Annotated in this window: 28 protein-coding genes; 8 read left to right on the top strand and 20 right to left on the bottom strand. The window is 41.3% G+C overall.

What is annotated here, in order from left to right; translation table 11 throughout:
* The first annotated feature begins 487 nt into the window (after positions 1–487).
* A complete protein-coding gene (locus ABMY41_RS17155) occupies positions 488–967 on the top strand; it encodes an RNA-binding protein (protein WP_054564068.1) in 480 nt (159 codons plus the stop codon).
* Here the strand turns inward: ABMY41_RS17155 and murI are convergent.
* Together murI and ABMY41_RS17145 are read right to left on the bottom strand one after the other, a co-directional pair.
* Entirely contained in the window at positions 930–1724 is a 795-nt protein-coding gene (gene murI, locus ABMY41_RS17150; protein WP_289098760.1) for a glutamate racemase, read from the bottom strand. The two genes, ABMY41_RS17155 and murI, sit on opposite strands and share 38 nt — an antisense overlap.
* A gap of 66 nt (positions 1725–1790) precedes the next feature.
* The gene (locus ABMY41_RS17145; protein ID WP_175080942.1) at positions 1791–2909 is read right to left on the bottom strand and encodes a DUF5610 domain-containing protein; all 1119 of its coding nucleotides are present in this window, start codon (positions 2907–2909) and stop codon (positions 1791–1793) included.
* A gap of 164 nt (positions 2910–3073) precedes the next feature.
* On the opposite strand from ABMY41_RS17145, the gene trmA reads away from it, so the two are divergent.
* Complete coding sequence (gene trmA / locus ABMY41_RS17140) at positions 3074–4171, top strand: tRNA (uridine(54)-C5)-methyltransferase TrmA (protein WP_349275580.1); 1098 nt, start codon at positions 3074–3076, stop codon at positions 4169–4171.
* A 2-nt stretch (positions 4172–4173) separates the two neighbouring features.
* Here trmA and ABMY41_RS17135 read toward each other — a convergent pair whose 3' ends face one another.
* The 5 genes from ABMY41_RS17135 to ccoG all read right to left on the bottom strand — a co-directional run bounded on the left by ABMY41_RS17135 (position 4174) and on the right by ccoG (position 8468).
* Positions 4174–4626, bottom strand: a complete 453-nt coding sequence (locus ABMY41_RS17135) for a DUF523 domain-containing protein (RefSeq protein WP_058584579.1) — start codon at positions 4624–4626, stop codon at positions 4174–4176.
* A 61-nt stretch (positions 4627–4687) separates the two neighbouring features.
* The gene (locus ABMY41_RS17130; RefSeq protein WP_251604419.1) at positions 4688–5326 is read right to left on the bottom strand and encodes a thiol:disulfide interchange protein DsbA/DsbL; all 639 of its coding nucleotides are present in this window, start codon (positions 5324–5326) and stop codon (positions 4688–4690) included.
* An 18-nt stretch (positions 5327–5344) separates the two neighbouring features.
* Positions 5345–5968, bottom strand: a complete 624-nt coding sequence (locus tag ABMY41_RS17125; protein ID WP_251604423.1) for a thiol:disulfide interchange protein DsbA/DsbL — start codon at positions 5966–5968, stop codon at positions 5345–5347.
* Between the two features lie 30 nt (positions 5969–5998).
* Positions 5999–6973, bottom strand: a complete 975-nt coding sequence (locus ABMY41_RS17120; protein ID WP_058584582.1) for a serine/threonine protein kinase — start codon at positions 6971–6973, stop codon at positions 5999–6001.
* Between the two features lie 64 nt (positions 6974–7037).
* A complete protein-coding gene (gene ccoG, locus ABMY41_RS17115) occupies positions 7038–8468 on the bottom strand; it encodes a cytochrome c oxidase accessory protein CcoG (RefSeq protein WP_251604425.1) in 1431 nt (476 codons plus the stop codon).
* A gap of 278 nt (positions 8469–8746) precedes the next feature.
* Here ccoG and ABMY41_RS17110 point away from each other — a divergent pair, with 278 nt between their 5' ends.
* Both ABMY41_RS17110 and ABMY41_RS17105 read left to right on the top strand, forming a co-directional pair.
* Positions 8747–9106 carry a hypothetical protein gene (locus ABMY41_RS17110; RefSeq protein WP_251604427.1) on the top strand — a complete coding sequence of 120 codons (360 nt, stop codon included), beginning with the start codon at positions 8747–8749 and terminating at the stop codon, positions 9104–9106.
* Complete coding sequence (locus ABMY41_RS17105) at positions 9106–9309, top strand: hypothetical protein (protein WP_054564061.1); 204 nt, start codon at positions 9106–9108, stop codon at positions 9307–9309. Before ABMY41_RS17110 ends, ABMY41_RS17105 begins: the two co-directional genes overlap by 1 nt.
* Here the strand turns inward: ABMY41_RS17105 and ABMY41_RS17100 are convergent.
* The 13 genes from ABMY41_RS17100 to gspC form a co-directional block, all read right to left on the bottom strand.
* Complete coding sequence (locus ABMY41_RS17100) at positions 9306–9920, bottom strand: YecA family protein (protein WP_289098765.1); 615 nt, start codon at positions 9918–9920, stop codon at positions 9306–9308. The two genes, ABMY41_RS17105 and ABMY41_RS17100, sit on opposite strands and share 4 nt — an antisense overlap.
* 19 nt (positions 9921–9939) lie before the next feature.
* Positions 9940–10698 (bottom strand): type II secretion system protein N, encoded by a 759-nt coding sequence (locus tag ABMY41_RS17095; protein ID WP_175080947.1) that lies wholly within the window; start codon positions 10696–10698, stop codon positions 9940–9942.
* Between the two features lie 3 nt (positions 10699–10701).
* A complete protein-coding gene (locus ABMY41_RS17090; protein ID WP_175083517.1) occupies positions 10702–11175 on the bottom strand; it encodes a type II secretion system protein M in 474 nt (157 codons plus the stop codon).
* On the bottom strand, positions 11172–12383 hold the full coding sequence (gene gspL, locus ABMY41_RS17085) for a type II secretion system protein GspL (protein WP_289098767.1): 1212 nt from the start codon (positions 12381–12383) through the stop codon (positions 11172–11174). The genes ABMY41_RS17090 and gspL overlap by 4 nt, the downstream gene beginning before the upstream one ends.
* The gene (gspK, locus tag ABMY41_RS17080) at positions 12380–13375 is read right to left on the bottom strand and encodes a type II secretion system minor pseudopilin GspK (protein WP_175080950.1); all 996 of its coding nucleotides are present in this window, start codon (positions 13373–13375) and stop codon (positions 12380–12382) included. Before gspK ends, gspL begins: the two co-directional genes overlap by 4 nt.
* Entirely contained in the window at positions 13372–14025 is a 654-nt protein-coding gene (gene gspJ / locus ABMY41_RS17075; RefSeq protein ID WP_175080951.1) for a type II secretion system minor pseudopilin GspJ, read from the bottom strand. Before gspJ ends, gspK begins: the two co-directional genes overlap by 4 nt.
* On the bottom strand, positions 14025–14399 hold the full coding sequence (gene gspI / locus ABMY41_RS17070; RefSeq protein ID WP_054564054.1) for a type II secretion system minor pseudopilin GspI: 375 nt from the start codon (positions 14397–14399) through the stop codon (positions 14025–14027). The genes gspJ and gspI overlap by 1 nt, the downstream gene beginning before the upstream one ends.
* The gene (locus ABMY41_RS17065; RefSeq protein ID WP_287243377.1) at positions 14399–14998 is read right to left on the bottom strand and encodes a prepilin-type N-terminal cleavage/methylation domain-containing protein; all 600 of its coding nucleotides are present in this window, start codon (positions 14996–14998) and stop codon (positions 14399–14401) included. Before ABMY41_RS17065 ends, gspI begins: the two co-directional genes overlap by 1 nt.
* A 55-nt stretch (positions 14999–15053) precedes the next feature.
* Positions 15054–15473 (bottom strand): type II secretion system major pseudopilin GspG, encoded by a 420-nt coding sequence (gspG, locus tag ABMY41_RS17060; RefSeq protein WP_289098771.1) that lies wholly within the window; start codon positions 15471–15473, stop codon positions 15054–15056.
* A 78-nt stretch (positions 15474–15551) separates the two neighbouring features.
* Entirely contained in the window at positions 15552–16787 is a 1236-nt protein-coding gene (gene gspF, locus ABMY41_RS17055) for a type II secretion system inner membrane protein GspF (protein WP_287243375.1), read from the bottom strand.
* A 2-nt stretch (positions 16788–16789) separates the two neighbouring features.
* Positions 16790–18355, bottom strand: coding sequence for a type II secretion system ATPase GspE (gene gspE, locus ABMY41_RS17050; RefSeq protein WP_058584590.1), 1566 nt, complete (start codon positions 18353–18355; stop codon positions 16790–16792).
* On the bottom strand, positions 18348–20411 hold the full coding sequence (gene gspD / locus ABMY41_RS17045) for a type II secretion system secretin GspD (RefSeq protein WP_248530249.1): 2064 nt from the start codon (positions 20409–20411) through the stop codon (positions 18348–18350). Before gspD ends, gspE begins: the two co-directional genes overlap by 8 nt.
* 22 nt (positions 20412–20433) lie before the next feature.
* On the bottom strand, positions 20434–21375 hold the full coding sequence (gspC, locus tag ABMY41_RS17040; RefSeq protein WP_289098774.1) for a type II secretion system protein GspC: 942 nt from the start codon (positions 21373–21375) through the stop codon (positions 20434–20436).
* A gap of 209 nt (positions 21376–21584) precedes the next feature.
* Between gspC and hslR the strand changes: the two genes are divergently transcribed.
* The 4 genes from hslR (at position 21585) to ABMY41_RS17020 (ending at position 26063) form a co-directional block, all read left to right on the top strand.
* Positions 21585–22004: a ribosome-associated heat shock protein Hsp15 gene (hslR, locus tag ABMY41_RS17035; RefSeq protein WP_054564047.1), complete on the top strand. Its 420-nt coding sequence runs from the start codon at positions 21585–21587 to the stop codon at positions 22002–22004.
* Between the two features lie 12 nt (positions 22005–22016).
* Positions 22017–22862, top strand: a complete 846-nt coding sequence (hslO, locus tag ABMY41_RS17030) for an Hsp33 family molecular chaperone HslO (RefSeq protein ID WP_058584593.1) — start codon at positions 22017–22019, stop codon at positions 22860–22862.
* 277 nt (positions 22863–23139) lie between these two features.
* On the top strand, positions 23140–24678 hold the full coding sequence (locus tag ABMY41_RS17025) for a phosphoenolpyruvate carboxykinase (RefSeq protein WP_055199452.1): 1539 nt from the start codon (positions 23140–23142) through the stop codon (positions 24676–24678).
* 350 nt (positions 24679–25028) lie between these two features.
* Positions 25029–26063 carry an IS110 family transposase gene (locus tag ABMY41_RS17020; RefSeq protein WP_349275570.1) on the top strand — a complete coding sequence of 345 codons (1035 nt, stop codon included), beginning with the start codon at positions 25029–25031 and terminating at the stop codon, positions 26061–26063.
* The last annotated feature ends 73 nt before the right edge of the window (positions 26064–26136 follow it).

Raw genomic sequence — 26136 nt, 5'->3', positions numbered from 1 at the left:
TTGTTTGCGTTACTTAGTAAACTAAGCTTCGCTGTTAGAACTCAATCTGTACGAGTGCCCACACAGATGATTGCTTTATATTGTTAAAGAACGTTGCGACGTTGTCGCTAGGGATGCGTATAATACATCCTTAAATTTTCGAGTCAACACTTAATTTCAAACTTTCTTTCGATTATTTGAAACCGAAGTTTCACTTAACTCTCTGCTACGTTGTTCAGCGCCTTTCGTTGCTGCCCGCCGTGTCAGTGGGGTCGCATTATAGGGAGATCCAAAAACAGATCAACACTTTTTTTCGATCTTTTTACTGTTCGCTCAAAAAGCGAACTAAATTTACCGAAAACAGCAAAAACGGTCGCTATTATGGCTGTTTTTTAAGCCAATATTCATAATTTAATGCAAATTTCATTGCTATGTTCATTTAACTCGTTAAGATAGCAAGTTCACAATGTTAAATTAATGTTTATTTCTTGTTTATTGGTAGATCAAAATGAAATTACCCGATCAAAAATCTTTTCTTTTCTCCGTTATTCTTGCTGTTTTAGGTTTTGTGGTTGTTAAGTTCGCACTTGCAAGCTTAGCTTTAGACCCAGCGTTGCTATTTGGTGCAGGCTTATTAATTGGTGCTTTAGTTATTGCAGCACTTTCATCAGCGTCAAGTGAGGAGGCCGAAGTAAAAACAAAAACACTTTATGTTGGCAACCTACCTTATCGTGCTAATGAAGGTGTTGTTCGTGCTTTATTCGAAGAACAAGGCAAAGTTTTCAATGTACGTTTATTAAAAGATAAAAATACAGGTAAACGTCGTGGCTTTGGTTTTGTTGAAATGGCTGAAGCTGATGCAGATAAAGCAATCAATCAATTAAATGATAGCGAATTCCAACAACGCACTTTAAAAGTGCGTGAAGCAAAACAAAAACAAGAGAACGAAGCTAACAGCTTTCGTGAGGGATCTGATCAGTCAGCGTAATAAGCTCAACGCTTAATTGCGAATGACCAATAGAAGCCGTTGCATAATAGTGCAGCGGCTTTTTTTTACCTGTAGTAAGAGTAAAGCCTTGTAGAGCAATTAAACTTTCAACGCGCTTAGCAATCGCTTTGCCTGAGTCAATAAGGAAGATCTGTTGTTTATAGTAGTCACTGATCGCGCTGGCTAATAATGGAAAGTGTGTACATCCAAGTACCAATACATCTATATCTTCTGCTATCGCTAAATCACTCAATACTTTCTCAAGCTTTGCTTTATTGAGTCTCTGTGTATGAAATAGTGTTTCAGCAATTTCTACCAGTGCTGTTGAGCCATATAAGCTGACTTGTGTGCCTTGGCTATGAGTACTAATTAAGTTTGCAGTATAACGACTCTTGATGGTTGATGGTGTCGCCAGTAAACCAATATGTTTGCTGTTACTTATAGCGCAAGCAGGTTTTATTGCAGGTACTACCCCAACAACTTCTATACTTGTGTGCTGACGAATAGTTTCTAAGGCAGAGGTAGAGGCGGTATTACACGCAATAACTAGGATATCAACGTGTAAGTTTGCTGTTTCGATAAACTGTAGTAGCGCAAAAAGGCGTGCTATGATCGTTTGCTGGCTCTGCGCGCCATATGGCAATAAAGCATTGTCCATAAAATAACTATAATCAGCATCAGGGATCAATGCTTGGATCTGTTCAAGTACAGTTGTTCCACCTATACCAGAATCAAACACCATTATATGAACTGACAAACTGCTTACCTCGGATCATCAAAGGTCAGCAGTTTGCCATGCAGCTTTATAAAAAGAAAGAAAGGGCTAAGCCTCTTCTTCTGTTGCCGAGCGAAGCTTATTCATTTGCTCAAACATTGCTTTGGTATAATCCACCAGCTTACTGACTTCTTCTTTATCTTGGTTTAACCATTGTAAGATGCCAGCCAGTTCATTTTGCAAACCAATATCGCCCGCTTTATTAAACGCCTGTTTCAAGTCGTCATTAAATGGCGCTATTTTCTCAGCAACTTCTTTTTCAGGGGCTGGTTTATATTCTTCATAGCCTTTAATCGCTGCTACTGTTTTGGTTTGTTTCAGATCCATCGTAAAGCCAACGAGTTGCTCGTTACCTAAGTTAAGCTCTTTAGCTTGTTCAAAGGCATCTTCTAATGAACCAGAGAAGAATGTTTCGCTAACGCTTTGTAAGTCTTTCATCAATTCATTGATAGCTTGCTGCTCTTGCTCATTTAAATCACCATTGACCGACATCGAGAATGATAAATCACGTGATTGCGAAGACTCACTGACAAAGGCTTCGTTGTCACCATTTTTGCTATAGCTGCTTGCAGACTTGCTTTCGTATGCATCAGCAAAGCTAATACTTACTTCGTCACCTTCAGCGGTGGTGAAAGTGTACTCTGCGTTATTACTTAAGCTGATGTATTGAGCTTGGCTTACTGAAACCGCATTAGGTTTAGGATTGAACAAGTCTTCTTCTAATTCATCAATACCTTTGAAGATACCTTCTTTAGACTTTTCGATACCCTCTTCGATGTCATCGTTAAGAATACCTGACTCTTTAAGCTCATCGTACGCATCGTCGATGCCCATTTGCACACCTTTACGTGCATCACCTAGCATGCCTTTGAGTTTTTCATCATCAGCACCATCAGCTTTTGCTTTACGAAGTGCACCGCCAACAAAGTCGAGTACGTTTTTCACGATCTCTTCAAAGTCGAACAAGGGTTTATCTTTTTTCTCTTCGGCTTTAGGTAAACCTAGTGCCTCAGCAAGTTTATCATCAAGAACTTTTGCCGCGAGCTCTCTGCCGCGTTGCTGATAACTATCTTGACGATTTTGAATGGTAGGCTGCTGCAGTGCCTGTTTACCATTGTATTTATTCACATTTGTATTAGGCATATAGCCTAGGTTGCCAATTTTCATGATCCGACTCCATGTTATGGTTAACTCATTATCGGCCAAAAACCACAAAACTTAAGTTTTTTGTATAAAAAAACGACACTAAAATAAATAACAAAACTAGACAAATCCTCAGCGCTCCCTACAATAGCGCCGTTATACAGCTAAGAGATAAAAGGTAATCAGCCATGGCGGTTATAAAAATTGATACAACTCAATACGATGCACAATTGAGTGAGAAAGAGCAGCGCATCACCTCACAGTTTCGACGTTTTGGGGTCGAAAAATTAGAAGTGTTCGGCTCTGATCCTATTCATTACCGCCAACGTGCAGAGTTTCGTGTTTGGCATGAAGGTGAAGACCTGTTTCACATCATGTTTGATCAACAAACCAAAGAAAAGATCCGCGTAGATGAGTTTGACCCTGCAGCACCTTTAGTGGGTGAAGTGATGCAAGCGATGATCGAAAACTTAAAAGACAATGAAGTTCTGCGCCGTAAGCTGTTTCAAATCGATTACCTTTCAAGCTTAAGTGGCGAGATCCTTGTTAGCTTGTTGTATCACAAACAACTAGATGAGCAGTGGCTACAAGCAATTAAAGAGCTTAAAGCAAAACTGAGCACACAGTTTAAGATTGATTTTATTGGCCGTGCTCGTAAGCAAAAAGAAGTGATTGGTAATGACTATGTTATCGAGCGTTTAAACGTAAACGGTAAAGAGCTTACTTATCAACAAGTCGAAAATAGCTTTACGCAACCGAATGCTAAAGTAAACATCAAGATGCTAGAGTGGGCACAAGCCCTTTGCCAACCTCTCAGTAATGACTTACTGGAGTTATATTGTGGGAATGGTAACTTTTCGATTGCTCTTGCAGGCTCATTCGACCGCGTATTAGCCACTGAGATTTCAAAATCATCGGTTTACTCAGCGCAATACAATATCGCACAGAACAAGGTTGAGAACTTAGATATCATTCGTATGTCGAGTGAAGAGTTCACCCAAGCAATGAAAGGCGAACGTACTTTCTCTCGTTTAGATGGCATAGACCTGAAAAGCTATAACTGCCAAACAATCTTAGTGGATCCTCCACGTGCTGGCATGGACACACTAACTTGTGACCTAGTTGCGAACTACGACAATATTATTTATATCTCGTGTAACCCAGATACCTTAGAACGTGACCTTGATCACTTATGCAAAACCCATGAAGTAAAACGCTTTGCGATTTTTGATCAGTTCCCTTACACCCACCACATCGAATCAGGTGTGTTTTTACAACGTAAATAAAATCAATCTGCCAGCGCAGCAAATAGCGCTGGCAACTGCTGCTCACTGTATACAGCTATATTATTGTCGGTTAACAGCTTTGCAGTTAATCCCATCCCTGAAATTTTCTTTCCTGAATGACTACCATCGTAAATAGTATTGCGACCACATGATGGGCTTGATTCTTTTAACAGCGCATAGCGAATGCCCTGCTTTTTGCAAAGCTTAAGTGCTTGTTCTGCGCCATAAGCAAACTGCACTGTGACATCCTGCGCATCTTTGGTAAGTACTCTACCCGCTTTGATTTCTGCAGGCGGCCTTGGTGTAGGTAAGCCCCCAGCTACTTCAGGGCAGAATGCAACGAGCCTTCCTTGCTGTTTAAGGGCTTCTAAACCAGGATGGAGTAAATTTTGCGATTGCCCGTCATAACGAACAGGGTTTCCTAACAAACAGCTTGAAACTAATAGTTTTTGCATTTGCTTTTCCAACAAAAAAGCTCCGCGAACGGAGCTTTGTATTAAATTCAACTAACTAAGCTTATTTATCAGCTAGGTAGTTAATTAAGTCTGCCATGCTCTTCGCATCGCTAATACCTGAATCCGCACCTAGGATTACACGGTATTTACCATTAACAATAAAAGTTGGAACGCCTTTTAAAGCACCTTTTTGTTGGTAATACTCTTGGTCGCGCTTCATCTTAGACGCCATAGTACGTACAGAGAAGCTGTTGTAGTACTTATCAAAATCTTCAGCCGATACACCTTGTGAAACAAAGATGTCTTTCATATCAGCTAGTTCGTTAATACGAGCACGCTTACCGTGAATATGATTAAACACAGCGGCTACCAACGCGTCTTTCTGTGGTAACACATTAGCCGTCGCATAACCTTGCGCTAAGATAGTCTGAATTTCTGGGTCACGAGGACCTGAAAAATCAACATGACTCTTTTTGAATTTAACGCCATCTTTAAGAAGTGTTTTAAGCTCTTTCACTACTGGCTCGAAGTTATTACAGTGTGGGCAGTAGAATGAGAAGAACTCTTTTACTTCAGGCTTTTTAGAAGCGCGTGCATCAATCGTTTCATAATGCTTACCTTCTTCATATTGAACAGCTGAGGCATTTGCCGCTAAACCTAGCGTGGCAGCCATTAATACAGCTTTTACTAACTTGATCATTACTTCATTACTCCAAAATTATTGTTTTAATAAAAATTCGACTAACTCATCAAGCATCTGCTGGCTCTTGATGGTATTTAAATTAATTTTATATTTATCATTGACGATAAAAGTTGGTACACCAGTAAGAGCACCCATCTCTGTATATTTTTGTTGCTTATCTTGCATCGCTTTCTCAGCGCTAATAACTGGCATGCTTGCAATTTCAGCATCAAACACTTCGTTACTGATACCATTAGTTGCAAGTAATGCTTTCACGTCTTTCATATCTTTAAGTAAAGCGCGTTGTCTGTGGATGCTATTAAAAATTTGATCAGCAACTTGCTCACCTTTGCCATGTTGCTTAGCAATTAAGTAGGCATAGCTTAAGTTACTTTGTGTTTGCTTAGATACACCACCTAAAAAGTTAACATGGCTTTTTACAAATTCAGTCCCTTCAGGCAGATTTGCAGTTAATGCTTTTGCGACCGGTTCAAACTGAAAACAGTGTGGACAATAAAAAGAAAAGAACTCAGTTACTTGAGGTGCTGCACTTTTCTCAACTTTTAATACTTCGTATTGATTACCTGCTTCAAAATCAGCAGCAAGGGCTGCAAAAGGTAAACATAAAATGAGTAGACTTAACTTTAATTTTTTAAACATTGTTTTCTCGTCTTTATTAACTTTAAAAGTTTATGGTAATAATTTTAATGGTGCTTCCTGTAGCGCTGCAAGCTGTTCTTTTAGCGCTAGTATTTGCTGCTCCCAGTATTTGTCTTCAGCAAACCATGAAAAGTTCCGTGGGAACGCAGGATCATCCCATCTTTTTGCCAACCACCCCATGTAATGCACCATACGCATTGCTCTAAGTGGTTCAATCAACTTTAATTGGCTGTGATCAAAGTCGCAAAATTCTTCATAAGCAGCCACTAAGGTGTCTAACTGTAACAGTTGGTTGTTACGATCGCCACTGAGCATCATCCAAAGATCTTGAATAGCAGGCCCTTGTCGGCTGTCATCTAAATCAACAAACATTAACGCGTCACCAGACCACAATATATTACCGGCATGGCAATCACCGTGCAGGCGGATGGTTTCAACATTTTTATACTGCTCTGTGGTTTCTTTAATCACCAAATCTAAAATAGTATAAAAGGCATTCTCTAATGCCATTGGCACCAAGTTACTTGCTTGTAACTGAACTTTAGCTGTCTGAAGGTATTCTTCGCAACTGATCACAGGCCTATGTTCAAATGGCCTTGCCTTAGCTACTTGGTGCATTCGCCCAATTAAGCGGCCAAGTACATCGAGTTGATCTAAATTATCAACTTCAAAAATGCGCCCGCCCACACTTGGGAATAACGTAAACAAATAACCATTATGCTCAAATAAGCTTTGCCCTTCGATAATAACAGGCGCAACAACCGGCACTTCGGCCTCGGCAAGCTCAAATGCAAAGGCATGCTCTTCTAAGATTTGCGCCTTACTCCAACGCTCTGGTCGGTAAAACTTAACAACATAACGATGGCCATCTTCTGCTTTAAATTGATAAACACGGTTCTCGTAGCTGTTTAAGGCCAGCAGACCTGATTCAGCATAAACACCGATACTTTCAACTGCATCTAAAATTGAATCGGGTGTAAGGTCTACAAAACTAAATTTACTCATAATGCCTCATCATATAAAAAAAGCGGGAAATCCCGCTTTTTATTCATTTGCTCAGTGTACTTAATTATCGCGCCTTAAAGAAGTTACTCGGCTGCGAAATCTGCACATCTGGCTCACCATCGACAGAAAGTACGAACTCAAACTTCGTCATGGGCTTTTTCAAATCATAAGGATCAACAACTAATGACAGAGGCACATTATAAGATTCGCCAGAAGGTACTGTGAATGTTTGTTTGCCGATGTATTCAAAGTTATCGAGTCCTTCAACACGAATGTTAAAGGTTTGCTCATGTTGTGCTTTGTTAATTACTTTTAGTGTATAGGTGTTTTCAACTAAACCATTAAAGTCAACACGATATAGCTGGTTACGGTCACGAATAATATCGAGTTCCATCGGTTTGCGCATCGCAATATTTGCTACTAGCGCCCCTGTTAGCACTACTAAGATAACTAAATAGCCAATTAACTTAGGGCGCAGTGCATGTGTTTTGTTGTCTGGCGTTTCTAAGTTACGTTCTGTAGTGTAAGAAATGAGCCCGCGTGGGTAATTCATTTTATCCATCACTCCATCACACGCATCGATACATGCACCACAGTTAATACACTCATATTGTAGGCCGTTACGAATATCGATCCCCGTTGGGCACACCTGCACACATAAGTTACAGTCGATACAATCACCTAAGCCGAGCTCTTTTGGATCTTGCTTACGTGAACGAGGACCACGGCTTTCACCACGTGCTTCGTCATAGCTCACGGTAAAGGTATCTTTATCGAACATAGCTGATTGAAAACGTGAGTATGGGCAAATGTGTAAACACATAATCTCGCGCATCCAACCGGCATTACCATAGGTACACACTGCAAATACGGCTAAGCAAATATACGAATACGCTGTTGCATCAAGGGTAAACAGATCAGGCAGTAGCTGACGGATTGGCGTAAAGTAGCCGACAAAAGTAAATGCGGTATAAAGCGAGAATAACCACCAGCTGCCGTGTTTAGCACTTTTACGCCAAAACTTATCAAAGTCCATCGGGCGTTGATCTAGTTTTTTACGTTGATTTGCGCTGCCTTCAAACTTTTCTTCAAACCAAATAAAAATGAAGGTCCAAACGGTTTGCGGACAGGTGTAACCACACCAGACCCGACCATAAAAGGTCGTCACCAAGAACAACGCAAACGCTGCCAACATTAAAATGAAAGCAAGGATAGTCAGATCTTGTGGCCAGAGGGTTAAACCAAAAATGTTAAATTTTTGCCCCACCAAATCGAACAACACAGCTTGTTGGCCATGGAAGTTAATCCAAGGTAGTAGCATAAATGCAAGCATGCCGACAAAACCAATTCGTTGCCTTAACAGTTGGTGTAAACCCGTTACAGCTCGGACATAAATACGGTTACGTGGATTAAATCTATCATCGAGGGAAGCGTTTTCCGGTTTCTGGATTTTTACTTCCGTTGGGATATTTTTAACCTTAATCTGTTTATCCATTAAAATTCCTCAACGCCACTAGGAAATAATACTCAAACATATGTTTGCAGTAAGAGATTCTCTGTGCCAAATAAGCAAATCAGAATACATCTCATTACGTTCAAAGATTTCTGAAACTTTAAATCTATAGAGCATTATACTCAATCTATAGAAAATTTCAGGGATTGATCGAAAATACGACGTTTTAATTATTTAATCTTATCTGCTTGCTTTTAAAACGACCATTTTATTAAACTTGCACTTAGACCATATTTATTTAGATCAAAGATTATTGTGCTATGAAAAAATTTCTTATTTTAGTGCTTATTATTTTAGCACTTTTCACGATTGATCATCCTTTGATCAAAGAGCCAAGAGAAAGGTTACTAGGGGATGGCGTGTCATTGCTTTCTGATGCTAGTAAAATTAACCGTAGCCCTGCGGCGAATATGGCTAAAACTAATATTAAGTCACAGCTGAATTTATCTAATTCAGAACACGAATATATTGAAGAGACATTTACTTCAGACGATAAACTGCAAGTTTTTCACTTACGCTACTGCCGTGAAAAAGATATTAACTTATATTTTTATGGCGAACGCTTAAACCGCGTATGCAGTATTGTCTCGAACGCACTTGAAGAAAGGCTAAACAAGTAATGGACTTTTCAGCTTTAAACAAAAAAACCAGCGACTCGTTTGCCAAACAACGCAATATGCTAAAAAAGCTGGGCAAAGGGCAAACCTTATACTGTGAAGTATGTAAAGGCGCCCTTACCTTAAATTTGAAGACTGATCAGCCAGGTAAAGGCGTTGTAAGCTGTGCCAAAGGTTGCACAGACATCCTATTGGAGCTGGGTTAGTTCCAGCCCTCATCATTATATAGCTGGCTATTTACAGCAACGACTTCAATTAGCTCAGCAAAGCCAGCGGCGAATTCATTCATAACTTCATACTGCTGCTGGCATAATTGTCCTTCAGATAGACCATTATCAGTTGCAAGGGCTGCAATTTCACTCGTTTCAAGGGTAAAAAAGCCTAAGCTTTGCAGTGCACTAGCCAACGCCTCTTTAAGATCATCCGCTAACTGTGGCGCGCTTAATAGCTTGTTAACGTAGCCTTGTGCACCATGCATAAAGCCTTGGCTCCAATGCTGACATTCTTGAATGTCTAAGTATTGCTGCCCTTGAGAGCTCAGCTGTAGGCTCACAGGTAATGTAAAACCCGTTTCGAATACTTGTTCGCTGATCTGTTGATACAAGGCCATAAATGCAAACAGCACTTGCTCATCCATTTGCCCATCAGAGCCAGGTGCAACCTCTTCTAACCACTGGTGAACATCAAGCGGCTCAGGAGCACAGATCACCGCAAATAAGTAGCCTTGCGTTTGTGCCAAGCTAAGTGCGTCTTGATGCTGCGCTAAAAACTGACTTAAAAGCTCACTTTGCTGCTTTGAAAACTCAGGTAATTGCATACTGTTCAATTAATCCAATTTAAAAGTTAAGCGGATAACGGCCTTCGTTATCAGGACGACCAAGAAACTTAGCTGCATCATGCACTTCTTTTGGTAAGCTTGCTTCAGGTTTAATATAACCAGCAACTTTAAAATCAAGATTCGCTTTTAATACTGCATCAGCTTCAAGCCCTAAACGGTTCTCTGGGTCAACAAGTACTGCTACATCTCCCGATTTACAGCTTAAACGGCCGCTCAGAGGGCCAATGCTAAACCAGTTATTCATTCCTTTCACATCAATGTTCGGGCTCGCGATTTCGCCGCTTAGGCTTTCACAGTATGGCTCGCCTGAGCTGTACTCATCTAAATCTACAATCACACGACCTTGCGCACTAACCGGCAAAGGGAGTTGTAAACGCTCCATGGCACGTTCAACCGTTAAGCGTAAAGTAGTCTTTTTCACAGTGATGGCTTGGTTAAAGAGGCCATATGTAAAGTCACCATGACCTGAAATATCCGCTTTATCACGAGGATCACCAAAGCGTACCGTACCCACTAATTTACCTGTGAACAGTGACCAGCCCGATAACTGCCAACGCACATTATTTAATTGCTCACCATCAAAACGTACCTGCATAATGCGACCGTCCCATAGCGTGCCACTGGCTTTACCTAATTGTAATTGCTTTGGTAAATGCGGCTTAGCTAAATCAAGTGCAACGGCAGCGGGTGTTTTTACCAGCGTAAACACCAAAAAACACATCACAAACACTGTGATTAATAAAATAACTCTTTTCATCGTTTACTTCTCTAGTACCAAACGACTTACACGCACAAAGCCTGATTTGTCATCTTTACTTAAATCTAAATTCTCGATTAGCACACCATGTGAATTAACCAGTTCATCCAACCATTCAACAAGGTTATTAAACTCAACAGAGTCAATGGTTAAACGAAGTGAATTGTCATTTGGCTGCATTTTGCTAATGATAATTTGATAACGATTGCGGGTGCTATTAACGATTTGGCTTAAGCTACGGCTGCTCGTATTACGTGCGTTACCACTCGCTTTAAGTTTAACAATACTTTCATCAACCCATGCTAGCAGCTCTTGTTGTTTTATTGTGTCTTGCTCTGCTTTTTCGATAGCCGTGTTAAGTGGACGAAAGACCCCCATAACCAGCACAAAAATAACAAACACACCACCTGCAACCATTACAAGTTGCTGCTCTTGTTCTTTTAACGAGCGCCAATAATTGATTATTTGGTTTTTCATGCCGCACCTCGTAACTTAATTTCACCAACGACAAAATCACCATCATTATTTAGCGAGCCTTGATCTACGGTTAAGCCACGCTGTTCTAAAATTGCTTTTACTTTACTAAATGACTGGAAATCTTTGCCGCGCGCACGAATACGTAATTCGTTACGACCTTGATCATAGCGAAGCGTTTCTGGTGTGAAGTCTTTTACTTCACTAAAAATAGAGACAAGATCGTTAGTCAAATCTAAGAAGCCAGCTGTACTGCCACTTTCTATCAATGCAAGTTCGCTGCGAATTTGGCTACGAATAAGCTGAGGACGCACTTTTTTATTTGGAAAAGCACGCTGATAATTAGCAACCACTTCAGCTTTTGCCGCTTCAAGCTGGTTATTTAACTTATAAAGCTCAAGCGACTTAACACCAACACTGCAAACTAATGCAACACCTGCTGCAATAGCTGCTTTTTGCCAATAGCCCCACCAAATTGCTGATTTCTTCTTAAGCTGATAAACACCTTGGCGAAGGTTGAATTTCACCTCAGGTAACTGCTTAGCAAATAAGGCTAAAGGTAAATCGTATTGCTGCGTTTGAGCACTAAGGTTAACCGTATCAGGAAAAGCCGTTGCAGGGCTAAAGTGTGCAACATCAGGGTTACCTAATGCTGTTAAATAGCCAGCAAGCCAACTTGTCTCTACAGCGGCAATATGCCAGTTACCCTGCTTACATAGCCACTGACCATTAAGCTCAATAGCGCATAACTGAGTGTTGTCATCGACATCAGGTAACAATAAAGCATCCGGCAGTATTTTATATACTTCGATGCCATGCTCATTGAACTCAGCCAGCCATTGCTCAAACCATTCACGATCGGTCATCGCGATATTAATCGCGTGCTTCTCATCAATAAGTGTTGGCTCTGCAATCGCTATAAATAAGTCATCAACATCACAGGCTATTTCTTCTTCTAGCATGTAAGGAAGTGCTTGCTCTAACTTGCGGCTCCACTTGGTTGGCAATGCGACCGTTTTTAGTTGTACTTGATCACTTGGTAGTAGTACAACCACTTCCCGTGATTGTGCTCTCTCTGTTAGCTCACCAAGTTGTGTTGCATTGGCAATTTCGCCGCTAGCAATTATTTCTTGTTCTGTTGGTGAGTAAATTAGCCAGTTAAGGCTGTCTTTTAATGTTTGACCCGTACGGATCAACAATATCTCTGTCACTGTACGCCTCCAAATTTTCGCGCCAGTATCGTTACTGTACCATTAGTGGCATGGAGTAAGGTGGTCATCGAAAAACGCAGTTCTGCAAATTCAGCCTGCGTTTGTAGTTTAAAATATTCACTGTTGATACTGAATAGGTCTTCAACGGCTTTCACATTTTGTGCGCCTTGTTGATTAACCTCTTCAAAAAATGCTTCTAAATCATCATATCCCTCTTGAGGACGTGATGATAATACCGCTTCAGCGCCTGAAAGACTTAAGCCATCAATAAGCGAGCTTAATATAATGGCACTTTCTACAGGTAGTGTATTAACGTTTATTTGTAATAACTCACTACCTGGAATAACACACACAAATGGTAAAAGTTTCTCCATAACGAGTGGGTTAAAGCCTTTTACTAAACGAAGTTCTGACGTCGAAGCAAAATAGCTATTTGCCGTCATATATGGGTATTGTCGAGATAAGTACTCATCTTCTTCTGCACCTGAACGATAGGTAATGCTATCAGCGTCTAACCAATCAAACACGCTATCGGCCATGGCTTCTTCAGACTCATCGGTTGGCAAGTCTTCAATATTTTCTAATAATGCCAACAATGCCTTATGTGCTGGGTTCGTTTTATTATTTGGATCCGTTTGTTGATCTGGCTTTACATGCAATGCATTTAAATTCAAACATGCTTGTAAGTCTGTAATTGTGCCACTTAAGGTACCATTATCAACCGGGTAAGGGACTCCACCTTGCTGTGCCCAGACTTGCTCTAAATGCGTTTTATCAGGATCATCTTTTTTAGTTTGTTTTAGTGCTTTAATTGCCAGCTCTTCAGCTGCAAAGGCATACCATTTAGCCTGTTGATGGTTTTGAATATTGCTGCTGCGCTGCACTTGCACCATTAAATTAGCACTCATCTCAACAGCTAACATAGCCGCTAGCGCCACAATAAATAGCACAATAACAAGTGCAGCACCTTTAGAACGTTTAGTAGCAATCATGGCTTGCCACCCGTTCCGTTATTATTACCATTATTTGCTTGGGCAGTGACTTTGCCTTCACCTGGCACTAAAAATACGCGACGAATTGGTTCCTGTTCTATTTTTTGTATAGTGACTGCCACCGCTTTTGGCAGTGCTTTAATTTGCCACTGTTCTTGCCACTCGTCTTTGTCATCTAAAAATTCAAATTTAAGATCTTCAATGTCTTCTAAAATGACTTGTGAACGCGGCTCCATGTTATCTAGTTGATCAACATACACCCGATACACTCGTTCAAGCTTGTCATCGATAACGCGGTAACCAACCGCTTGCAGTTCAGAGCGCGGCAGTAAGTTAATTGGGTTAACCCAACCATCACGAACAAAGCCAATACCATCGTATTGGCTATCAAGAATATAACGACCAGCTAACACATACGTGTCTTGAAAATCACCAGCTTCGTTACGCACCTGACGCTTAGTCATTTGGCTAAAATCTTGGTCCATTAAACGAAATAAGGTTTGAAAGCCATTTAACTCAGCAATCGTCTCGTCTGAAGCTTCTTTTGCTTTGGTTGTCGAATCCAGTATTTGATGGGTCGATAACACCACAAAGGCTAAGATGCCCATGGCGACAATCACTTCAAGTAAGGTAAAACCGCGTTGCTTCACTACTTATCACCTTTATTCAAATAAGTAGAAAGCTCATACACTGGGTATTCAAGCTTTTCATCAGCGAACACGTTAATGGTGACCTTTACAAAGGTTTTATCAGCAGTAGGAACCACATCCTGGCGCCAATACCATTCAAAACCAGCGAGCGTTTCAGTGCCTTTAACGCCATTTTTGCCTGTCCATTTATCGCCTTTGGCGCGTTGCTCAACCATTACGTTCTCAGCAACCCAAGAAGCATAAGTTTGCTCTTCAATCGACGAAAGATGATTAATGTGTTCGCCAGTTGCCTGCATTGCGGCAATACCGGCCATTGCACAAATAGCCAGTGCAACCATCACTTCAAGTAAGGTAAAACCTGCTGACTTATTCATTATTCAGGCTCCATACGAAACTTTACCGGGGCCATAAATTCGCCTTCGATAAAATATTGCGGTTCACGCTCTTCTTTAAGCTCGTAAACCAATTGAAACGCACTGACTTCGCCAGAAGATAAAATAAGTACCTGCGGTATTTTGAGCTTTTGAAGCTCAAGTAGGCTGTCTTCGTCACCACCGCTCATTAATTCACGCCAGTTTGACTGCTCTAATAAGTTATCTTGTGCCCAGGCTAAATCATCAAGGTTAAGTGTGAGCTTAAAGCGTTCATCAACCTTAATTGGGGCAAACAGTTTTTCACGGTCAAACGTAACCCACTTATCACCGTCAAAAACTAAAAATTCAAATGTATCTTGGTCAAGATGAAAACCCAGCTCAACCTGATTTAAAATCGCAAACTCAGACGCCATATTAATCGTAGTATGTAATCTGAGCGCTTGTTTTTCGAGTTCTTCTTCAGCACCACCATCAAAACTGTAGGCAACCATCTTGGTGACAAAACCAATCACCACGAGCACCATTAATATTTCGATGAGGCTAAACCCTTTCGCGTGCTTAGCACGGCCAGCCAAATGCAAACGACCAAGGCTTACCATAATAGTAAGCCTTGATGTGTATAAGCTTTGTTCAGTTGGCTGAATTTAGGCATTATTACTTTGCTTCATCCCAGTTACCGATGTCATCATCAGTACCTGCTTCACCATCAGGACCCATTGAGAAGATATCAATTTTACCAACTTCTCCTGGGCTGATTAGCTGGTAAGGGTTACCCCATGGATCTTCTGGTAATTTCTCAAGGAAACCGCCATCAGGAAAACGCTTTGGAATTGGCTCAATGCTTGTTTTATTTACTAGCGCTTCTAAGCCTTGCTCTGTGGTTGGATACGCTTTGTTTTTAAGCTTGTATAAGCTTAACGCATCTTCAATTTGTTGAATATCTAAGTGCGCTTTATCGATTGCAGCTTCTTCTTGCTGACCCATGATATTTGGCGCCACAATTGACATGATCATACCGATGATAACCAGTACTACCATGACTTCTAGTAATGAGAAACCTGACTGTTTGTTCACAAAAATACCTCTAACTTTCTTCAAAAATTTATTATAGAGCGGCAGTGTTAGCTGCTAATTGCTCTAGTGTTCCCTAATTTAAAGACCTACAGCCTTATTCATTGCCATAATCGGCTGTAGTATTGCCATAACAATAAACAATACAATTACCGCCATTGAAGCAATCATCGCGGGCTCTAATAGTTTCAGAGACACGTTTACCATACTCTCAAACTCACGATCTTGGTTATTTGCAGCACGCTCAAGCATTTGCTCAAGTTCACCTGATTTTTCACCACTGGCTATCATGTGCAGCATCATAGGTGGGAAAAGCTTGGTTTGCTGAAGTGAAGCACGAAGGCTCGCCCCTTCACTCACACGTGTTGCAGCATCTTGCACTGACTTTTTCATTTTTTCGTTAGCCAGTACACCACCTGAGATACGCATCCCTTCAAGTAGCGGCACTGAGCTTGACGATAAAATACTTAAAGTTCGAGCAAAACGCGCCGTATTAACACCGCGTGCTACCTTACCAATACCCGGTAAATACAGCACTTTTTCGTCATACCAGTAACGAATATGCGGCTGTTTAAGCGCTTGCTTAATGGCCACAGCTAACACGGTTATAATGACTAAACTAATAAACCAGTAGTTTTGCACAAAATTACTGGCGGCCATTACCCATTCGGTAGTCCAGGGTAATACTTGTTTTGATTTTTCGAAGGTCTTCAGGATTTTTGGTACCACAGTACCTAATAATACAGAGACAATCGCAATAGCAAATACCACCAGAATAGTTGGATACACCATCGCCTGCGTGATTTGACTACGCATATGCTGACGTTGTTCCGTGTAATCAGCCAAACGATTTAAAACTTGGTCTAGGTGCCCTGATTTTTCACCGGCTGCCACCATGGCACGATACAAATCATCAAATACATGCGGAAACTCACTCATGCCATCTGCTAAGGTATAACCTTCAACAACCTTTGAACGTACAGCCATTAGCATACGTTTTAAACGCGGCTTTTCACACTGCTCAGCCACCGCCATGACAGCCCCTTCAACAGGTAATGCTGACTGGATTAAGGTTGCGAGCTGACGAGTGATTAATGCTAAATCTGAAGTCGAAATTTTTGGTTTAAAGAAGCTACCAAATAAAGAGCTCTTTGCCCCAGTAGTTTGCTTTTCGCCTTCTGCAGCAGCAACAACTTCTAAAGGCATTAAACCTTGATCGCGCAAAGTTTGGCGGATTTGCTTTACCGTATCGGCTTCAAGAATGCCTTTTTTCTCTTTACCTCTGCCATCAAGGGCACGGTATTCAAATGCTGCCATGATTAACCTTCCTCACGTGTTACACGCAAGACTTCTTCTAAGGTAGTGCGACCTGCAAGTACGCGATTACAGCCATCTTGGCGAATACTTGGACTATGTTTGCGAATGTATTTTTCAACACTTTGTTCGCCTTTACCGCTGTGGATCATTTCACGAATTGTTTCATCAACAACCAGCAACTCATGAATACCCGTACGACCGCGATAACCATTAAAGTTACACTCTTCACAACCAACTGCACGATAAATTGTTGGCGGTTCAGCTGGGTTTACACCTAATAACTGGCACTCGCGCTCATCAGCAATGTGACCTTCTTTACAGCTATTACATAAAGTACGTACAAGACGTTGTGACAATACACCGAGTAACGATGATGACAGTAAGAAAGGCTCTACACCCATATCTTCCATACGCGTGATAGCACCAGCAGCTGTATTAGTATGCAGTGTCGACATAACCAAGTGACCGGTTAATGACGCTTGCACACCAATTTGTGCTGTTTCAAGGTCACGGATCTCACCCACCATTACGACGTCAGGGTCTTGACGAAGGATGGCACGTAAACCTCGGGCAAAGGTCATATCTACCTTGGTATTTACCTGAGTTTGACCAATACCTGGTATCTCGTACTCGATAGGATCTTCAACAGTAAGAATATTGCGGTCTCGTGAGTTGATTTGGCTCATGCCCGCATACAAGGTGGTACTTTTACCAGAACCCGTAGGACCGGTTACTAAGATAATACCGTGTGGCTTACTGATTAAATCAGCAAACAATTCACGGTTACGCTCAGTCATACCTAAATCTTCTAGATTCAGGCGCGCGTTGTTTTTATCAAGTAGACGTAGCACAACACGCTCACCAAAGCTTGATGGCATCGTCGATACACGCACATCAACGGCACGACCAGCAATACGTAAACTAATACGACCATCTTGCGGTATACGTTTTTCAGCAATATCTAGTTTTGCCATTACCTTAATACGCGACACTAGCAGTGAAGCGAGTTTACGGTTCGGCTTTAATACTTCTTTTAATACACCATCAACCCTAAAGCGAATTACCAGCTCTTGCTCAAAGGTTTCGATATGAATATCTGAAGCACCTTCTTTAATTGCTTCGCTCAGCATCGCGTTGATCAGCTTAATGATTGGCGCATCGTCATCACCAGCTAGTAGATCTTCAGTTTGCGGTAATTCATCTGCAAGCGAGAATAAATCAACCTCGTTGCCGATATCTTCCATCATTTGCTGCGTTTCAGAACTATCACGCTGATAAGAAGCCTCAAGCAACAGCTCAAATTTGTCATCAGGTAATTGTTCTAGCGAAAAACCATGACCCGCAATACGGCGTACTTCAAGTAAAGCATCAACATCTAACTCACCGCGATAATACACAGTCCAGTTATCCTGATCTTTACTCAATAATACGCCTGTACGACGCGCGTACGAGAATGGCAAACGCTTGGTTGGCAAGCTAACAAGATCATCGCTTGTTAGTAGCTCATCATGACTTGCCGGTACTTCTGACGCTAGCTCATCATTGATTTCTGTAATTGCATTAGTCATCGTTGCGCTCATTCGCGTTTTGTTGTTTTAGGTATTCTTCGTACGTTGGCGGTAATATCAAGGCATCATTCCATTCAGGAAGAATTGGTGCATCCGTCAACGGCATTAAATCAATACCATCTTCTTTTTGCTTGTGTTGTTCGCCACGAATAAAGTTATATTTCGAGTGGCTCAATTTATTCATGCTGATGCCATCGCGTACAATGGTAGGACGAATAAATACAATTAGATTACGTTTACGCTTACTCGTGCTGGTTGAGCGGAATAAATGGCCAAGTACTGGGATATCACCTAATAATGGTACTTTAGAAACACTTTCTTGCACGTCTTCATCAATCAAGCCGCCTAGTACAACCATGCCGCCATCATCAGCCATAACTGTGGTTTTAATAGCACGTTTGTTTACTGAAATATCAACCGCAGTCGCACCACTTACACTTGAAACCTCTTGCTCAATCGTTAACTGAACTGCTGAGCCGTCATTGATTTGTGGTGTCACTTTCAGCTTCACACCCACTTCTTGACGTTCAACTGTTTGGAATGGATTTGCGTTATTTGAGCCTGTTTGCGAGCCTGTGATAATCGGTACTTCTTGACCAACAATCATTGATGCTTCTTCGTTATCCATGGTCGTTACAGACGGCGTAGCAAGAATATTAGAGTTAGTATCGGTTGAAACAGCTTGGATAATTGCACCCCAGTCGTTTTTCACAATACCCATGGCTAGACCATTGATACCACCAAGTAGTGAAGCAAGTGCCGTTAAGTCACCTTCTTGTGTTTCAGAAGTATTAGTTACAGTTCCAGTTTCAGTACCAACTACCGTACCTTCAATCGTTTTATCACGCGCTTGTTCAGCAGCAACAGCTAACGAACCAACAGGTACTGTGGTGCCATTGTTGAACTGCATCATTCCGCCTTGCTCTGAAATCCACTGTAAGCCTAAGTTGATACCATCGGCTTCTAACACCTCAACGATAATAGCTTCAACTAAAACCTGAGCACGACGAACATCAAGACGTTCAATAACTTGCTCGAGCGAACGCATGGTGTCAGGCTGTGCAGTAATTACGAGTGAGTTTGAATCTGGGTGTGCTTCAATGCTTGTTTCGTTTTGATTACGAGAGCGAGTTTTAGTTGCACCACCTTGCGCGTCTTCTGCCAGTGTTTTACTCACGCCCTGCAATACTTTTACAAGGTCTTCTGCTTTGGCGTAATTAAGGTAGATTACTTTGGTGTTACCTTGGTTCTCTAACTCACCATCTAAACGGCTAATCAATTCAACAGCACGTGTACGTGCTTGTGCTTCACCACTGACAATCACACTGTTAGTACGACCATCAGCAACAACTTTAGGAATTAAAAACTCAGGAACGCTCCCTTTGCCACCATCTTTGTAAATATTCTCAACAACAGACACTACATCATCAGCGGTAGCAAATTTAAGTTTTACGATATCAACACGCTTGTCACCGGCTTGGTCAACAGAGCGAATAATTTCAACTAAGCGGTTAACTGAAGCGGCATGACCGGTCAACATCATCACGTTTGCTGCATTGAAGTTAGCAACGTGGCCGCCATCTTTTTGATCACTAAATTGACGAACTAGCGGGCCAAGCTCTTGCACACTTACATTTTTAACACGTACAACACGTGTCACCATCATATCGCCACTTGCTTGGTTATCATCTGTGATCAACGGTACATTTGATTTTTTAGCATCAGAGCTTTTTTCAATTTTGATTATACCGTTATCCATTTCAACAGCTGAATAACCATAAACCTCAAGGACGTTTAAGAAAAACTGATAATAAAGCTTTTCGTCCATTAGCTCGTAACTGCGAACATTGACTTTACCGCGCACATTCTGATCAATAATGACGGTTTTATTTAGGTTTTTACCTACGATATTAATAAACTCATTAATATCTGTGCCTTTAAAATTAGCCGCATACTCAACAGCAGATACTGAAAGCGATAGTCCTGTTAATAAAAAAAGCGCAGTATATTTAGCTAACCCTTTTTTGATTTTTGAGAGGTGTAGCGCGTGAACCATTCTATAAAAACTCCAAAGCTAGTTATTGCAGGCTAAATTGCACATCAATTTGCTCACCATCGCGTTCGATAGTGATACTTGCGTCAGTACTATTTCGTAATTCGTTTATTGCTGACATTGCCTGTTTTAAATCATTTAATTGATAGCCATTAATCGCAATAGCTAAATCATTGTTCATTAGTCCCATCTGCTTGAATAAAGCAGGATCTTTACCTGGACTTAAGCGGTAACCCACTAACTCACCATCAACCATCGCTTGAGAGACGCGAATGTAATCAAATAGTTTACCGGGATCATCCAATACTTCTTCACGCGTTTCGAGAAGAGCTTCTTTTACTTCTTCATCTTCCGTCGCATTTATTTCATTATTATCTTCAAGCTGAGGACCAGCTGTTAACTCTGACTCTTCACGTTCTGCCAGTACTGGCATAGACACTTTCTTAGTGAAGTCGAGGCCATCCAGCATTAAGGTCTCAAAGCGGCCGCTTACATCTAAAATCACCCTGTCAGGTAATACTTGAGCAAGCTTGGCACGAGTGCCTTTAATTGCATCATCAACAACATAAGTTTCTTGTTTGCCTTGAGATTCGATTATTGCAAGGCCTGCTTGGTCATCTTGGCTTACCGCAACAATACCGGTTAGGTTAATGCTTAGGCGAGTTTCTGGGGCGTTGTTAATAACTTGATTTTGTTTTGAGGTAGGTTTTTTAGCTTCGACAACAACTTTGCCGAATAGATTTTGTTCAATAATTTGGCGAGAGCTGACTGTCTCAACTCGTTTAGCCATGCTGTTAACACCGGTTACTGGCAGTGCTCTTGTATCGGGTTCTGGCCACACAAGCCAAAACAGCTTAGATGACAAAAAAGCAATATAAACAACAACTAACAGCACTACAAATGCACTTAGCTTGGCATGAGGTAAGCCGTTTAAAAACTGTTTAACTTGTTGTAAGTGTTGATCCATAAACTCTATTTCTTATTTTAATTTACTGCTTGATAGCTGGCCTATAGTACCTTTTCATTTTTCATTCAACAAGCGCACGTATATTAAACTTTGTAAACAAGGTAATTTCGACAAACAGGGGCTACAAGGAATAACTATGACTATTTCTTTGTGATTAAGTTTCATGGTAAATTTTGCCAATATATAAGCAGCTTTAAAAGAGCACAATTGTGTCAAAAGGTAACACTCAAAAGTCGCAAGACAAACAAGACGAATTAAGCGTGCGCCTTGATAAATGGTTATGGGCTGCCCGCTTTTATAAAACCCGCTCAATAGCACGAGACATGGTGCAAGGCGGCAAAGTACATTATAATGGACAACGTACCAAGCCCAGCAAAATTGTCGAAGTAGGTGCAGTGGTAAAACTGCTACAAGGGGTCGACGAAAAGGTTGTGACAATCGAAAAGATCCTTGAAAAACGTCAAGGTGCCCCCATTGCACAAACCTTATATCAAGAAACTCAAGCTAGTATTGAGAAACGCGAAGCAAATGCTATCGCCCGTAAGAACAACAGCTTCTTTGCTCCACACCCTGATCGTAAACCAGATAAGAAGCAAAGACGTGAACTGTTAAAAATGAAATCAAGTTAGGTAATGCAACTCATGCAACAAGATTTACTTCATCGTTATATATTTGATCAGCTCGATGTACGTGGCGAACTCGTACAAATTGAAAACACTTATCAAGAGATGATCGCAAACCATAATTACCCAGCACCTGTGCAAACCTTATTAGGTGAACTACTTGTTGCTACCTGCTTATTAACAGCTACTTTAAAGTTTGAAGGCGAAATTGCCGTTCAACTACAAGGCGACGGCCCTGTTAAATATGCAGTAATCAATGGTGACGATAAACAAAACATGCGAGGCATCGCACGTCTACAAGGTGAAGTAACCGGTAGCTCAATAAAAGACTTAATTGGTAATGGCTATATGGTTATTACAATTACGCCAACTAAAGGTGAGCGATACCAAGGTATTGTACCGTTAGAGCACGATAGCTTAGATAAATGCCTTGAAAACTATTTTGAGCAATCGGAACAGTTAAAAACACGTCTTTGGTTTGCGACTGAAGTAACAGCAGACACAGCCAAAGCTGCAGGCTTATTCTTGCAAGTATTACCTGTAAATAAAGATAAATCAGTTGAAGACTTCACTCATCTTGAAGCAATCAGTAACACGATTAAAGATGAAGAGTTACTAGGTTTAGATGCCAACACTGTGCTGACTCGACTTTACCATGAAGATAATCCTCAGTTATTCGAACCACAGTCTATTAGCTTCCGTTGTGGCTGTAGCAGAGACAAAACAATTGCTGCATTAGTAAATGTAGGTCAAGACGAATTACTTGCCGACGTGCAAGCAAATGGTGAAGTAAAAATTAGCTGTCATTATTGCTTAAAAGATTACATCTTTAACGAGCAAGATATTAAAGCCATATTTAATTAATACACCATAATAAATATTATTATATTAAAAGCCGCCATCAGTGCGGCTTTTTTATTAAAAAAAATATCAAAACTAATGATACCGGTGTCATGAAAAAGCGCCATTTTATGACACCGGTATCATTGAAATTATTCATGTTTTTTGCCAAATATATGCCTTTTTAAGCCCTTCAGACACTCGAATATCCCTAATCCTTCTGTTACTATTATTTTAGCAAAAGGGAAAACTAAGAACCCCAGAGCTATCCCGTTCAATCTCTCACAATTTAGGTATAAACATGACTGCAAACGCTACTAGTTTTGTTGATCTTACAGCAGCTGAACTTGTCGAACACGCTATTCGTCGTGGCGAAGGGACTCTAGCCGCTAATGGTGCTTTTGTTGCTAAAACCGGTGTACGCACTGGCCGCTCTCCAAAAGATCGTTTTATTGTTCAAGAGCCAAGCACTGAAAACGAAATCCAATGGGGCAACGTTAACCGCCCATTCGATGCAGACAAGTTTGATGCGTTATGGGCCCGTGTAGAAGAACACGTGAAAAGCAACGACCACTTCATCTCTCACCTAGAAGTTGGCGCTGATCCTGAGCACTATTTACCAGTTGTAGTTACAACAGAAACTGCATGGCATCATATTTTTGCCAAAAACATGTTTATCGAACCTCAAACATACAATACTGCTGACTTCCCTGAGTGGCAGGTAATGAATGTACCTTCATTTGTATGTGACCCAGAGCGTGATGGCACTAACAGTGACGGCACTGTAATCATTAACTTCGCACAACGTAAAGTACTACTAGCTGGTATGCGCTACGCAGGCGAAATGAAGAAATCAATGTTCTCTGTACAAAACTTCCTACTTCCTGCAAAAGGTGTATTACCAATGCACTGCTCTGCAAACGTAGGTGAAGCAGGCGACACCGCGTTATTCTTCGGTCTATCTGGTACAGGTAAAACAACATTATCTGCAGATCCTACTCGTTTCCTTATTGGTGATGACGAGCACGGTTGGGCACCTGGTAGCGTATTTAATATCGAAGGTGGTTGTTACGCTAAATGTATCGATCTTTCACAAAAGAACGAACCAGTTATTTGGAATGCAATTCGCTTCGGTACAATCTTAGAAAACGTGGTACTTGACGAAAATCGTGTACCAGATTTCCATGATACAAGCCTGACACAAAATAGCCGCGCAGCTTACCCGCTTGAGCACGTTGAAAAACGTAAAGTAGAAAACCGTGCTGGCGAGCCAAAAGCCGTTGTGTTCTTAACATGTGACGTAAGTGGTGTATTGCCACCAGTTTCAGTACTAACTGAAGAAGCTGCTGCATACCACTTCTTAAGTGGTTACACTGCGAAAGTAGGTTCAACTGAAATCGGTTCAACAAGCGACATCGAGTCTACGTTCTCAACATGTTTCGGTGCTCCGTTCTTCCCACGCCCTGCTGGCGTTTATGCAGAACTTCTAATGAAGCGTGTACGTGAATTCGGCGCTAAAGTATACCTAGTTAACACAGGTTGGACAGGTGGCCCTTACGGTACTGGTCAACGCTTCGATATCCCGACTACACGTGCTGTAGTTGATGCAATCGTATCAGGTAAACTGGCAGATGTTGAAACTCAACACATCGATGTTCTAAACCTAGATGTACCAGTTGCAGTTCCAGGTGTAGACAGCCAACTTCTTAACCCAATCAACACATGGGAAGATAAAGAGAAGTACGCAGAATACGCAAACAAGCTAGCTTCTGACTTCACTGAAAACTTCGCTAAATACGATGTTTCAGAAGCAATCAAATCAGCAGGTCCAAAAGCTTAATATCAAGCTTACCCTCAGATTAAAAAACGCCAGCTATATGCTGGCGTTTTTGTTTTTGGAGGATGAGTTAATGAGTTACAAGTTGCGAGAGTAAAGTTAGCGAGGGGAAAGTTTGAAGGTCTGGCGTAGGTTGGGTAGAGCGAAGTGAAATCCAACACAGAGCTTTCAGCCGTCAGCGTTCAGCCGCGCGGTGTGGGTGATTGTTGCTGCGTCTTCCTATGCAATTAGGCTCTAGGCTCTAGGCTCTAGGCAAAGTGTACTTGTAGGAGATGTATGGACTCCTCCCCCAAATATAGTGAGTACGGTATAAAGAAATTGGACAATTACTTTTACCAATAAGGAATCCATACATGTCAAAATTTAACCTAATTAGCATCGACTTGGCAAAAAATGTTTTTCAAGTCGGTAAGTTTCTTCATCAAAAACTACAAAGTAATAAAGCGGTGAGCAGAAAAGAACTATTGACCATACTCACTACGTCACCTCGCTGTAAAGTTGTTATGGAATCATGCGGCGGTGCTCATTATTGGGCACGCAAAGCGCGTAGTGCAGGTCATGAAGTCGTGATTCTAGACCCTCGATTTGTCAAAGCATTTAGAGTTGGCCAGAAAACGGATGCAAATGATGTTATTGCAATAGCTGCGGCTTCTTTCTCACCCAATGTTCGCCCGTGTAAATCACTGACACAAGCACAGCAAAGTCTACAATCGATAGAGCGAATGCGTGCGTTAGCTGAAAAACAGAAACGGCAATTGGCTAATCAAATCAGAGGCTTGTTACTTGAATTTGCGATTGTAATCAAGCAATCAGAATGCGCGTTTAGGCAAGCTATTCCTGAGATTTTAGAAGATAGCGATAATGGTTTAACCGCTGGTTTAAGGCAGTGTCTAGCTCAGTGCTATGAATTATTTAAAGCGCAATCAACATTAAAAGAAACATTTAATGAGTTACTGACAGGTTTGGTAAAACAAGATGAGCAATGTGAACGCTTACTGGCACTTGAGGGTGTCGGGCCTATCACAGCGGTTGGTTTATTAATAAGCTTAAGTGACACAACCCATTTTACGAGTGGACGTAACGCGGCAGCCAATGTTGGCGTCACCCCGCGCCAACACTCAAGTGGTGGAAAAGTACGAATAGGTCATATAGCCAAATACCGTGGCGAGATAACATTACGCAGTCACTTGTTTCTCGGAGCCAGAGCGGTCATCAGTCAGCTAAAGCATCGAGAGCCAAAAACGAAAAAAGAACAATGGCTCAAAGAATTAGTTGAAAGACGAGGTGTGAAGTGTGCAGCCATTGCGTTAGCAAATAAGACAGTTAGGACAGCATATGCCATGCTGAAAAAGGGCACGAGTTATGAACCCAGTTTACTAGCCAATTAATATTTAGCCTTCAGTAACAGAAACAACAGTATTGACCAAGAACCTGCGTTAAGCGGTTAGACCCACCCTTGAT

It is taken from the genome of Pseudoalteromonas sp. BZA4 (assembly GCF_040104395.1).
Classification (GTDB): Bacteria; Pseudomonadota; Gammaproteobacteria; order Enterobacterales; family Alteromonadaceae; genus Pseudoalteromonas.
The sequence above is the reverse complement of the archived record's forward strand: the minus strand, read 5'-3'. Positions and strand labels throughout refer to the sequence as shown.